We start from the raw sequence: 11,944 nt of genomic DNA, 5'->3' as shown, positions 1-11,944 counted from the left end.
AACGCCGACCCAGACGCCGCCAATGTTCAGGGATACTCCAACACCGCTTTAATGCGCGGCAAATTCCCCTCGATCCAGCGCCGATCAATCGCCCCCCAATCACGGATCCGATAATGCCCGGCATGGTTACGGGCACCCTCTAGCTGCTCGAATTCACACACGATATCCAGGTCCGCCAGCGCTGCCACGGTGTCCTGGGCGGTGCGTCGCGGCATGCCGGTGACTTCGGTGAGCGCGGGAATGTTGCTGGCCACGCCGCTATCAATCAGGTACGCCACATACAAACGACGATAGAAGCTGCTTTTGGTCTTGCTGACGTCCATTCGGTCATTCCTTGGGGGGTTGCAGATCGCGCCAGGTCAGGTACACCCGCAAGTCGAATTCCAACTGGTGATACCCCGGCAGCATGTGCTCGCAGAGTTGGTAGAAGGCTTTGTTGTGGTCCGACTCCTTGAAGTGGGCCAGTTCGTGCACCACGATCATTTTCAAAAACTCAGGTGCCGCGTCCTTGAACAGCGAAGCGATACGAATTTCTTTCTTGGCCTTGAGCTTGCCGCCCTGCACCCGTGAAATGGCAGTGTGCAAGCCCAGGGCGCGGTGAGTCAGGTCCAGGCGATTGTCGAACAGCACCTTGTCGATAGCGGGCGCGTTACGCAGGTATTGTTGCTTGAGATCCAGCGCATAACCGTACAGGGCCTTGTCGCTCTGGACCGAATGCCGGTCGGGGTAGCGCTGCTGCAAGTAGTCGCCCAGCCGATCCTGGGCAATCAGTTGCTGCACTTGGGCTTGCAGGGCGGCGGGGTAAGCCTGGAGGTATTTGAGCGCGATCATCGGCGGCAACACAGTCACAAAAGCCGCCAGTGTAGCGAATTCAGACCTGCATCGCGCTCCAGTCAAATGGCCGGGCAAAGGCATCCGTGTCTTCGGCCATCAAGGGCCGCGCTACCAGGAACCCCTGCACATATTCGCAGCCGTGGGCCTTGAGCCACTTATATTGCTCAGGCGTCTCTACGCCCTCGGCGATCACCCGCAACCCCAATTGCTTGCACAAATCGATGACCGACGCCGCCAGTGCCGCATCCCGGGGCGAATCCGGCAGACGGGCGATCAGGTGTCGATCAAGCTTGAGGGTATCGAGCTCCAGGTCGCGCAGGTGCGCCAGCGAGCAAGGCCCGGAACCGAAATCATCCAACGCCACCCGCACCCCCAGGTTATGCAGCAGCCGCAGTTGTTTATGGGTTTCGTCGGGGTTGCGCATCAGTGCGTCTTCCGTCACCTCGACCTCAAGTTGCCGGGGTTTGAGGGCATGTCGCTCCAGGACCTGACGCAATTCGGTCACCAGATTGGGCAAACCGAACTGGGTGCTGCTCAGACTCACCCCCAGTACCAGATCATCAGCGAACAAGCGCTCCCAGACCTTACGCTGGGCGGCGCTGCGATGATAAATCCAGCTCCCCAGCCGACTGATCAACCGGGCCTCTTCCAGTAATGGCAGGAACAAGCCCGGCGGCACATCACCGACGCTGGGGTGCTGCCAGCGCAACAGCGCCTCGAAGCCACGGATGCGCCCGTCGCCAACCGCCACCTGGGGCTGGTAGACCATATTGAAATCGCGGTTTTCGATGGCCGAGCGCACACTTTCTTCGAGCATCAGCCGTGAACGGGCTCGACCGTTCATTTCGTGATCGTAAAAACGGTATTGCTGACGGCCAGCGCGCTTGGCCTCGTACATGGCGATGTCGGACGCGCGCAGCAGACCGTCGAGATTGGCGCCGCAATCGGGGTACGTCGCGATGCCGATGCTGGCCCCCAGCGCTACGTCCATGCCCTCGATCTGTTGGCAGATAGACACTCGTTCGATGAGTTTCTCGGCAATCTTGGCCGCTTGCTCGGGCACCTCCAGATCCAGCAGGGCGGTGAACTCATCGCCGCCCAGACGCGCCAGAATGTCGAACGGGCGCAGGCACGCCTTCAGTTGTTCCGACACCCAGCGCAACACGCGGTCACCGGCATCATGGCCCAACGAATCATTGACCCGTTTGAAGCCATCAAGATCCAGGTACAGCAGCACCCAGTTGCTTTCCAGCCGCTCGCTGCGCATCAGCAGGTTTTCGGCTGTCTGATAAAACCCCCTGCGGTTGAGCAGACCGGTCAGCGGGTCAGTGACGGCCTGGTATTCGAGTTGCTGGTGCAAGTGACGCACCACCGACATGTCCTGAAGCGTTACCACCATGGCCTTCTGCTCCGCAGGCAGGGGCGCACAAGACAAGGCCACCGACACCTGCTGGCCGGGCGCGGTGCGCAAGACCGCATCGTGCAGGCGCCAGGTCTGCCCCCGGCAGTAGGCGACATGGATATCGGAGCCGGCCCACTCGGGGATGTGGGGTTTTTGCAGGAAATCCAAGAGCGGCATTCCCTGCAACTGCTCGGCGGTGGCATTAAGCAGGCGGCAGGTAGACGGATTGGCGAAGCGAATACACCCGCTTTCGTCCACCACGAGGATGCCTTCGGCGGCGTTATCCAGCACCGAGGCGTTGAAAGCCCTGGCGGCTTCCAGGTCCTGGCTCAGGCGCTGCAAGGCCCGGCGATTGCGCTGGTGTTCGAGCAGGGCATGAACCTTGGGCTTGAGAATCTGCGGATCGAATGGTTTGAACAGGTAATCCACGGCGCCGCTGGCGTAGCCCTTGATCACCGCATCCTGGGATTGCTCGTTGGCGGTCAGGAAAATGATCGGGGTCAGCCGTGTCCGCTGGCTGCCGCGCATCAGACGCGCTACTTCAAAACCGTCCATGTCGGGCATCTGCACATCCAGCAGGACCAGGTCGATGTCATGTTCGAGTAGAAGGTTAAGGGCTTCGACACCCGAGGACGCGGTCATCACCTTCCAGTCCTGACGCTGCAACAACGCTCGCATGCTGAGCAGGTTTTCAGGGTAATCATCAACTATCAAAAGGACGGAACTGTCTTCGCCAAGCGGTGGTTGCACGCATTCCATGCTGCTTCTCTTATCGGGCGTCACGTCCGTCCTGACGTAGCAAGGCGGACAAATACTGTGATCTCACTCTAGACCGTGATTCTGAAAAGCAGTAGGTGTCATCCCGCCATCATCCAGACAAAGCCCAAAATAGCCGACTAACGGTCACCCACCTCGGGCACAAAACCTGCAATGACACCTTCGACGAACAATTGACGTCAATCATTCGCTGGGCGGTCATCGAAAATTTCCCCCTGCGTGATCAATGCGCCGAAAAGCTTGAGCTAGAGCCTCTGGCTGGGCGTTCAGCATTTTCACTCCGTTACGTAGGATCCGACCATGATTGATCTCGCCACCTGGAACCTGAGCATCCCCGAAGGCAGCCCACCAACGACCATCGAAACCTCTCAACTGGTGCAGGGGTTCCAGAACCAGTATTTCCACGCCGACTCCGGAACGGTGTTTTTCTGGGCACCGGTCACCGGCGCCAAGACTGCCAACGCGATTTACCCACGCAGCGAACTGCGAGAAACCTATAGCAACGGTACCCAGCGCAACTGGTTGTACTCAGCGGCTGATAACAAGCTGGCCGCCACGCTGACCGTCAACCAAGTCCCCAGCACTGGCAAGCTCGTCATTGGCCAGATCCACGCCAAAGACAGCACCAGCCCCATGGTGAAACTGGAGTACCAGTACAAAACCTACAGCTCCACCGGCAACATCGTAGCCAAAGTGCGCATGCGTCCCGACGACGAATCGGGCCAGGTCATCACCATCGCCACAGGCATAAAGCTCAATCAGTCCTTCTCTTACCTGATCCACCTCAGCCCCGCCGGCGTCCTGACCATCAATGGTGCGGGTTACCAGTGGAGCTCCCCCATCAGCTCCACTTGGAGCGACAAGCCGCTGTACTTCAAGGCGGGCGTGTACGTGCAGGACAACACCGGTTATCCCACCGAAGGCGGGACCGTGACGTTCAGCCTGCTGGATATCGATCACATCTAGCCGCTTGGCAGGGCGCCATGGCAGCAACGCAGCGCTGCCCGCCCAGGCGACCCTATCAATGCGAAATCGTTCAGGGCGAATTCGAAACTGCCGACTAACGGTTCTCTCTCCAGGCACAGATGCTGCAAATGACCTATTCGACGGGCAATTGACGTCAAACATCCGCCGGATGGTCATTCAAAAAAACTCCTTCCTGCGTGATCAACACACCCCAAGTGCCTGGAGTAGAGCCTCCCGCTTTGGTTCTCAGCATTTTTACTTTCGTTACGCAGGATCCGACCATGATCGACCTCACCACCTGGAATCTGAGCATTCCCGAAGGCAGCCCTCCGGCGACCATCGAGACGCCGAGACTGGCGCAAGGGTTCAAAGACCAGTATTTCAATGCCGAAACCGGCACCCTGTTTTTTTGGGCTCCCGTGACCGGTGCCAAGACCGCCAACGCCATTTACCCGCGCAGCGAACTGCGGGAAACCTACAGCGACGGCACCCTGCGCAACTGGCTCTACTCCGCGGCAGACAACAAGCTGCGCGCCACCTTGACCGTCAACCAGGTGCCCAGCACCGGCAAGCTCGTGATCGGCCAGATCCACGCCAAAGACAGCACCCGGCCCATGGTGAAACTGGAATACCAATACAAGGCCTACAGCTCCACCGGCAACATCGTCGCCAAAGTCCGACTACGCCCCGATGATGCGTCAGGCCAAGTCATCACCATCGCCACAGGCGTGCAACTTGATCGCAGATTTTCCTACCAGATTCACCTCAGTCCGAAGGGCGCGCTGGGCATCAGCGCGGCGGGTTACAACTGGAGAACCACGGTAAGCCCGGACTGGAAGGACAAGCCGTTGTATTTCAAAGCCGGGGTCTACGTGCAGGACAACACCGGCTACACCACTGAAGGTGGAAAAGTGACGTTCAGCATGCTGGAAATTCATCACACCGTTCGATAAGGGTATTTCCCCTGGCATACCGCAGCATGGACGCTGCTCCCTTCGAACGTGACCCACATCGACACCGATGCCATAGCGCCATCGTTCAAAAAAAATTCGAATTGCCCGACTAACGGTCGTCGTCCTCGGGCACCAAAGCGGCAAACACCACTCTGACGGACAGTTGACGCCAACCCCCCGCCGGACGGATATGAAAATTCGATCCCCCGCGTTTCTCGGGATGCGTCATAAAGCGCTGGCTAGAGCCTCCGGCTGGATCTTGCAACATATTCATTCCGTAGAAAGGGCCCGCACATGGTCGATCTTGCAACCTGGAACTTGAGCATCCCCGAGGGAAGCCCACCCAAAACCATCGAAACCCCTCGACTGGTGGACGGTTTCAAGAACAAATATTTCAACTCTGAAGGCCAGACGGTGTATTTCTGGGCACCGGTGACCGGCGCCAAGACGGAAAACGCCATATACCCGCGCAGCGAGCTGCGGGAAACCTATAAAGACGGCACCTTGCGCAACTGGCTGTACCCCGACGCCGACAACTATCTGCAGGCGACCCTGGCAGTCAATCAGGTGCCCAGCAGCGGCAAGATCGTGATCGGTCAGATCCACGCCAAGGACAGCAACAAACCCATGCTGAAATTGGAATACCAGTACAAGGACGACAGCAAGACCGGCAACATCGTCGCCAAAGTGCGCATGCGCCCCGATGACGACGACGGCCGGGTCATTACCGTTGCCACGGGGGTGAAGCTTGATCGGTCCTTTTCTTACCGGATCCATCTTGATCGTACCGGCGACCTGGGCATCACCGCGGCGGGTCGTAGCTGGTACACCACCATGAGCGCCAAATGGAAGGTCAAGCCGCTGTATTTCAAGGCTGGCGTGTATGTGCAAGACAATACGGGCTATACCAGCGAAGGCGGGAAAGTGACGTTCAGCAAGCTGGATATCGATCACAACACCTGACCACGGTGCTTCAGGCGCCACAGCAGCAACGGAATGCTGCTCGCCTGGCCGTCTGTAAATTTCGTAGGAATTCGCCCACCGTGGCGAGGGAGCTTGCTCCCGCTGGACTGCGAAGCAGTCCCCTCTTTTCGTCAGACCTAGCACATACCCAAGTTTTGCAGCGGCTGCGCGCCCGAGCGGGAGCAAGCTCCCTCGCCACGTGGGCGCGGTGCGTCCTACAGGTCGATTTTGGGCTCGAAAATCTCCTCTATAGTTCGGGTTCGTCTGCTGGCTTTGGTCAGCGGGGCACGGGTTTCGCAGCCCGACAGAGAACAATGACTTTGCACCGCAAAATGAAAACTCAGGCAGAATTGCCGACGTTCATTTTATGGCGGTTGCGCGCGGGAGGCCTTTGGGTCTGCCGGGTTTGGTCATTCTCGGTCTGCGAACCCGCGCGTAGCTGCCACCCACTTTGTTTCGCAGCAAAAAGGTGGCAATTCTTTTTCTATAGGGAATTTCATCTATGACCATGCATCAATCGATTAGCCGCTTCACGCCCTTGACCCCGATCGCCACCACCCAACCCGTCCTGTTCATCGATAAAACCGTCCCACTGAGCGAGCTTCACGCCTGTGCCAGCGAACGCCTGCATGCCACGCTCGACTACTTGACGCTCATGGCCTGCGCCACCCTGCGCGATTCGGCCTCCAGCGACCTCAATACCCTCACCAATGTCGCCCGGATCCTGGTTCAGGATGTCACCGATGTGTTCGGCGTCATTGAACAACGCGGCCTCGAAGACCAATAAAGCCCTCCCGGCGGGAGATGATCCCCTGTGGGAGCGAGCTTGCTCGCGATAGCGCTGGGTCAGCGGCAGAGATGTTGGCTGACACGGCGCTATCAAGATCTGTGTGTATATCCGTTGCTGCGGTAACGGCCACTTAGGGTTCCGCTCTTACAGCGGGTCACTTTCGAAAATCCGGAAGCCGGCCCAGGCGAAAGCAACCAAAGCGCTCCTGCCCCACCACTCGGCACCTCGCTTAGGCTCGGTGTGCCCTCACTCCGGCATTGCTCCGTGGGCCCGCCGCGAAGGGCCATCCATGGCCCAGCGCGGCTACCTCGGCATCCATGCCGAGGTGCCCACTACGCAACACCTGCGTTCGGCCAGCGTGGTTAACGGGGCGCCGAGATCAAAGTCCTCCGCGAGGCGGCCTTATAGCCGACCTGTTTTTTGATTGATCGCGTTTCTCCTGTGGGAGCGAGCCTGCTCGCGATGACGGCAGTAAATCCAACTTCTGTGCAACTGAATTACCGCTATCGCGAGCAGGCTCGCTCCCACAATTGGATTGGAGTACACCCGCAAGAGCCAGGTCGGCTATCAGGCCGCCTCGCTTTTGATTTTGATCTGGGGGCCCCGTTAACCACGCTGGCCGAACGCAGGTATTGTGGAGTGGGCACCTCGGCATGGATGCCGGGATAGCCGCGCTGGGCCATGGATGGCCCTTCGCGGCGGGCCCACGGAGCAATGCCTGCGTTCGGGCATGCCGAGCCTAGGCGAGGCACCGAGTGGTGGGGCAGGAGCGCTTTGGTTACTTTCGCGCTCTTCGAAAGTGACCCGCCGTAAGGGGGGAACCATAAGCAGCCGTTACCCAAAAAACGGATATACACACAAATCCCACACATAAAAAAACCCGCATCACTGCGGGTTTTCTCACAACCACAACGCTGAAGCCTTAGTTAACCTTAGCGTTCAACTCACCCTTCAAATACCGCTGATACATCGCTTCCAACGAGATCGGCTTGATCTTCGAAGCATTACCCGCAGTACCGAAAGCTTCGTAACGCGCAATACACACATCACGCATCGCCGTCACGGTCGCACCGAAGAACTTACGCGGATCAAACTCGCTCGGATTGGTCGCCATCAAACGACGCATAGCACCGGTAGAGGCCAGGCGCAGGTCGGTGTCGATGTTGACCTTGCGCACGCCGTACTTGATACCTTCGACGATTTCTTCAACCGGCACGCCGTAGGTTTCTTTGATGTCGCCGCCGTACTGGTTGATGATCGCCAGCCACTCTTGCGGAACCGAGGAAGAACCGTGCATCACCAGGTGAGTGTTGGGAATGCGTTTGTGGATTTCCTTGATGCGGTCGATGGCCAGCACGTCGCCGGTAGGCGGCTTGGTGAACTTGTAGGCGCCGTGGCTGGTGCCGATGGCGATGGCCAGGGCGTCGACCTGGGTCTTCTTGACGAAGTCCGCGGCTTCTTCCGGGTCGGTCAGCATCTGGCTGTGATCCAGCACGCCTTCGGCGCCGATGCCGTCTTCTTCACCGGCCATGCCGGTTTCCAGCGAGCCCAGGCAACCCAGTTCGCCTTCCACCGAGACGCCGCAGGCATGGGCCATGGCGACGGTCTGCTGGGTGACACGCACGTTGTATTCGTAGTCGGTCGGGGTCTTGCCGTCTTCGCCCAGCGAGCCATCCATCATGACCGAGCTGAAGCCCAGTTGGATGGAGCGCTGGCAGACGTCAGGGCTGGTGCCGTGGTCCTGGTGCATGCACACCGGGATGTGCGGGAATTCTTCGATGGCAGCCAGGATCAGGTGACGCAGGAATGGCGCGCCGGCGTATTTGCGAGCGCCGGCCGAAGCCTGGACGATCACCGGGGAGTCAGTCTTGTCAGCGGCTTCCATGATGGCGCGCATCTGCTCAAGGTTGTTGACGTTAAAGGCTGGGACGCCGTAGCCGAACTCGGCTGCGTGGTCCAGCATCTGACGCATGCTGATAAGTGCCATTAGTGTGTCTCTCCCGGTCGAGGGTCGTTAATCGTGCCAGCCTGCCGGAGCGGCGGCGGCTATTCAAGTCATTGCAGGTCGGGGGTGGGTCCGGCCTGTGTGTTCGGTGAAACAAAATCTCGAAACTATAAGAGGCCCCTGTGGGAGCGAGCCTGCTCGCGATGAGGGCCCGACAGTCAACATCACTGATGCCTGATACATCGCTATCGCGAGCAGGCTCGCTCCCACATTGGATCTCTATTGAATCAGTCAGCCTTGCAGCCCCGGCCAATCAAGTCATTGGTGGCGACCCAGTAAACCAGGCCTTCCTCACCTTTGACGTGAAACGCCAGCATGTCGTCGCTGTACAGCGTACCCGATGCGCCCGGCTCTTCCTTCAGGTGATAGACCTGCTCGGCACCGCCGAGGCGAACGTCGACTTCCTTGCGGGTGTCATCGGTATAGCGCCACAGCACCTTGGCCTGACTGTCACAGGTCCAGGTTGTCCAGCCCTCTACCACAGGCTCGGACGAACGAAACCGATCCAGCTGCGCACAACCGGCCAGCATTGCCAGCGCCACAACGGCGATAAAGCCTTTCATCCGTGTTCCTCGACTGACAGCGCAAGCCGCCAGCCATGAGTTAATGAGTTAATGAGTCAGACCCGTCAAGGGCAACCATGTTCCTTGGCCGGGACCTGCGTCTCGTATTTGTCCAGGCCGTCCGGCCCGGAACGCTTATTGAGCACCGGGTTGGTTTCGGCCTGCCACTCGGCCTGGTAGCAACCTGTTTTCGGCTCGCTGGGAGTGACCGCTTCCGGTGCGGCTTGCGGGTGGCTCCCGCAAGCGGCCAGGGATGCGGTCAGCAATAAAAGCGCCAACGTCTTGACCATCACAACACTCCTTTGCCTGGTCAACGAAACCTCAGGCCTTGGCCCGGCTTTCCAGGACTTCCACGGCTGGCAGTACTTTGCCTTCGACGAATTCGAGGAACGCACCGCCGCCGGTAGAAATGTAGGAGATCTGCTCGGCCACGCCATATTTATCGATCGCCGCCAGGGTGTCGCCGCCGCCAGCGATGGAGAAAGCGTCACTCTCGGCGATGGCCTGGGCCAGCACTTTGGTGCCGTTGCCAAACTGGTCGAACTCGAACACGCCGACCGGACCGTTCCACAGGATAGTCTTGGAAGATTTCAACAGTTCGGCGAAATTGGCTGCGGTTTGGGGGCCAATGTCGAGGATCATGTCGTCTTCGGCCACGTCAGCGATCAGCTTGACGGTGGCGGTGGCGCCTTCGGCAAATTCCTTGGCGACCACCACGTCCACCGGCAACGGCACGCTGACCTTGGCGGCGATTTCCCGGGCGGTGTCCAGCAGGTCCGGCTCGTACAGGGATTTGCCGACCGGGTGACCGGCCGCAGCAAGGAAGGTGTTGGCAATGCCGCCGCCGACGATCAACTGGTTGCACACCTGGCTCAGGCTGTTAAGCACGTCGAGCTTGGTGGAGACCTTGGAGCCGGCAACAATGGCAGCCATCGGCTGGGCCGGGGAGCCCAGGGCCTTGCCCAGTGCGTCCAGTTCGGCGGCCAGCAGCGGGCCAGCAGCGGCCACTTTAGCGAACTTCGCCACGCCGTGGGTCGAGCCCTCGGCGCGGTGGGCGGTGCCGAACGCGTCCATCACAAACACGTCGCACAGGGCTGCATACTGCTTGGCCAGTTCGTCAGCGTTCTTTTTCTCGCCTTTATTGAAGCGCACGTTTTCGAACAGCACGACATCGCCGGCCTTCACGTCCACACCGCCCAGGTAGTCAGCCACCAGCGGTACGTCACGGCCCAAGGCTTTGCTCAGGTAAGCGGCGACCGGCTTGAGGCTGTTTTCCGCCGAGAATTCGCCTTCGGTCGGACGGCCCAGGTGGGAGCAGACCATCACGGCCGCGCCTTTTTCCAGGGCCAGCTTGATGGTCGGCAGCGAAGCCAGGATACGCGCGTCGCTGGTGACAACACCGTCCTTGACGGGGACGTTGAGATCTTCGCGGATCAGTACGCGCTTACCTTGCAGATCGAGGTCGGACATCTTCAACACGGTCATGGGTCGCAATTCCTGGGTAACTGTTTAGAGAGCAGGTTTTTTAGAAGCGGTTTGCAGGTAATGCTCGGCAACGTCCAGCATTCGGTTGGCAAACCCCCATTCGTTGTCGAACCAAGCCAGGATGTTCACAAGCCGTGGCCCGGAAACCCGGGTCTGGCTGGCATCGACGATGGCCGAATGTGGGTCATGGTTAAAATCACAGCTGGCATGGGGCAACTCGGTGTAAGCCAGAAGGCCTTTGAGCGGACCGCTGGTGGCGGCTTCGCGCAAGATCCGGTTGACCTCGGTGGCGTCGGTATCGCTCACGGTCTGCATAGTGATGTCGAGGCAGGACACGTTGACCGTCGGCACCCGCACGGCTTTGGCCTGAATTCGCCCCGCAAGTTCCGGCAGCAGCCGTTCAATGCCGCGCGCCAGACCAGTGGACACCGGAATCACCGACTGGAACGCCGAACGGGTCCGCCGCAAGTCTTCATGGTGATAGGCGTCGATCACAGGTTGATCGTTCATCGCCGAGTGAATGGTGGTGATCGACACGTATTCCAGGCCAATGGCCTGGTCCAGCAGGCGCAGCAGCGGCACGCCGCAGTTAGTGGTGCAGGACGCGTTGGACACCAACAGCTCGTCGCCGCTCAGGCAATCCTGGTTCACGCCGTAGACAATGGTCGCGTCGACATCCGCTTCGCTGGCCATCGGCTGGGAGAACAACACCCGCGGCGCGCCGGCCGCGATGAAGCGCTGGCCATCTTCACGGGTGTTGTAGGCGCCCGAGCATTCAAGCACCAGGTCGACACCCAAGGATGCCCAATCGATACCTTCGGGAGTGGCACTGCGCAGGACTTTCACGCAATCGCCATTAATGTGCAGACAATCGCCCTCGATCCGCACCTCGCCCGGAAACCGGCCGTGGGTGGAGTCAAAGCGTGTCAGGTATTCGATGCTGGCCATGTCGGCCAGATCGTTGATCGCCACAATCTCGAACCCGGCCTTGGCCCCTCGCTCGAACAACGCACGCAAGACGCAACGACCAATCCGGCCGTAGCCGTTGAGTGCAACTTTGTAGGGACGCGGTTGGGGCATGGGGTTCTCTGACTTGGGTGAATCCATCAGGGCAGCGTTGCCTGAGCCATCGCCATCGCGAGCAAGCTCGCTCCCACAGGGTCGGTGGAGATCCTTGTGGGAGCGAGCTTGCTCGCGATGGCGTCA

The 11,944-nt window shown here is 59.5% G+C and carries 12 protein-coding genes; 4 read left to right on the top strand and 8 right to left on the bottom strand.

What is annotated here, in order from left to right; all coding sequences use genetic code 11:
* Positions 1 to 26 precede the first annotated feature (26 nt).
* From PSEUDOMOFG3G_RS27170 to PSEUDOMOFG3G_RS27160, 3 genes are read right to left on the bottom strand one after another with little or no spacing between them, the layout of a single operon-like run.
* Positions 27 to 323 (bottom strand): helix-turn-helix domain-containing protein, encoded by a 297-nt coding sequence (locus PSEUDOMOFG3G_RS27170; RefSeq protein ID WP_047230496.1) that lies wholly within the window; start codon positions 321 to 323, stop codon positions 27 to 29.
* Positions 324 to 327: 4 nt separating this feature from the next.
* Positions 328 to 831 (bottom strand): M48 family metallopeptidase, encoded by a 504-nt coding sequence (locus PSEUDOMOFG3G_RS27165; protein WP_139049043.1) that lies wholly within the window; start codon positions 829 to 831, stop codon positions 328 to 330.
* A 40-nt stretch (positions 832 to 871) separates the two neighbouring features.
* A complete protein-coding gene (locus PSEUDOMOFG3G_RS27160) occupies positions 872 to 2,995 on the bottom strand; it encodes a bifunctional diguanylate cyclase/phosphodiesterase (protein ID WP_139048971.1) in 2,124 nt (707 codons plus the stop codon).
* Between the two features lie 318 nt (positions 2,996 to 3,313).
* Between PSEUDOMOFG3G_RS27160 and PSEUDOMOFG3G_RS27155 the strand changes: the two genes are divergently transcribed.
* The 4 genes from PSEUDOMOFG3G_RS27155 (at position 3,314) to PSEUDOMOFG3G_RS27140 (ending at position 6,682) form a co-directional block, all read left to right on the top strand.
* Complete coding sequence (locus PSEUDOMOFG3G_RS27155; RefSeq protein ID WP_076383385.1) at positions 3,314 to 3,979, top strand: polysaccharide lyase family 7 protein; 666 nt, start codon at positions 3,314 to 3,316, stop codon at positions 3,977 to 3,979.
* 281 nt (positions 3,980 to 4,260) lie between these two features.
* Positions 4,261 to 4,932 (top strand): polysaccharide lyase family 7 protein, encoded by a 672-nt coding sequence (locus PSEUDOMOFG3G_RS27150; protein ID WP_139048970.1) that lies wholly within the window; start codon positions 4,261 to 4,263, stop codon positions 4,930 to 4,932.
* 294 nt (positions 4,933 to 5,226) lie between these two features.
* Positions 5,227 to 5,895, top strand: coding sequence for a polysaccharide lyase family 7 protein (locus tag PSEUDOMOFG3G_RS27145; RefSeq protein WP_139048969.1), 669 nt, complete (start codon positions 5,227 to 5,229; stop codon positions 5,893 to 5,895).
* A 502-nt stretch (positions 5,896 to 6,397) separates the two neighbouring features.
* Positions 6,398 to 6,682 (top strand): fructose-bisphosphate aldolase, encoded by a 285-nt coding sequence (locus PSEUDOMOFG3G_RS27140; protein ID WP_139048968.1) that lies wholly within the window; start codon positions 6,398 to 6,400, stop codon positions 6,680 to 6,682.
* A 925-nt stretch (positions 6,683 to 7,607) separates the two neighbouring features.
* Here the strand turns inward: PSEUDOMOFG3G_RS27140 and fba are convergent.
* The 5 genes from fba to epd all read right to left on the bottom strand — a co-directional run bounded on the left by fba (position 7,608) and on the right by epd (position 11,818).
* A complete protein-coding gene (gene fba, locus PSEUDOMOFG3G_RS27135) occupies positions 7,608 to 8,672 on the bottom strand; it encodes a class II fructose-bisphosphate aldolase (protein WP_003177554.1) in 1,065 nt (354 codons plus the stop codon).
* A 245-nt stretch (positions 8,673 to 8,917) separates the two neighbouring features.
* Positions 8,918 to 9,253, bottom strand: a complete 336-nt coding sequence (locus PSEUDOMOFG3G_RS27130) for an MliC family protein (RefSeq protein ID WP_047230408.1) — start codon at positions 9,251 to 9,253, stop codon at positions 8,918 to 8,920.
* A 65-nt stretch (positions 9,254 to 9,318) separates the two neighbouring features.
* Positions 9,319 to 9,543: a hypothetical protein gene (locus PSEUDOMOFG3G_RS27125; RefSeq protein ID WP_139048966.1), complete on the bottom strand. Its 225-nt coding sequence runs from the start codon at positions 9,541 to 9,543 to the stop codon at positions 9,319 to 9,321.
* A 31-nt stretch (positions 9,544 to 9,574) separates the two neighbouring features.
* Positions 9,575 to 10,738, bottom strand: a complete 1,164-nt coding sequence (locus PSEUDOMOFG3G_RS27120; RefSeq protein ID WP_139048965.1) for a phosphoglycerate kinase — start codon at positions 10,736 to 10,738, stop codon at positions 9,575 to 9,577.
* 24 nt (positions 10,739 to 10,762) lie between these two features.
* Positions 10,763 to 11,818: an erythrose-4-phosphate dehydrogenase gene (gene epd / locus PSEUDOMOFG3G_RS27115; protein ID WP_139048964.1), complete on the bottom strand. Its 1,056-nt coding sequence runs from the start codon at positions 11,816 to 11,818 to the stop codon at positions 10,763 to 10,765.
* Positions 11,819 to 11,944: the final 126 nt, after the last annotated feature.

The sequence above is a fragment of the Pseudomonas sp. FG-3G genome, assembly GCF_901007645.1.
In the GTDB taxonomy this organism is placed as follows: Bacteria; Pseudomonadota; Gammaproteobacteria; order Pseudomonadales; family Pseudomonadaceae; genus Aquipseudomonas; species Aquipseudomonas rhizophila.
This window is presented reverse-complemented; position numbering and strand designations above follow the sequence as displayed.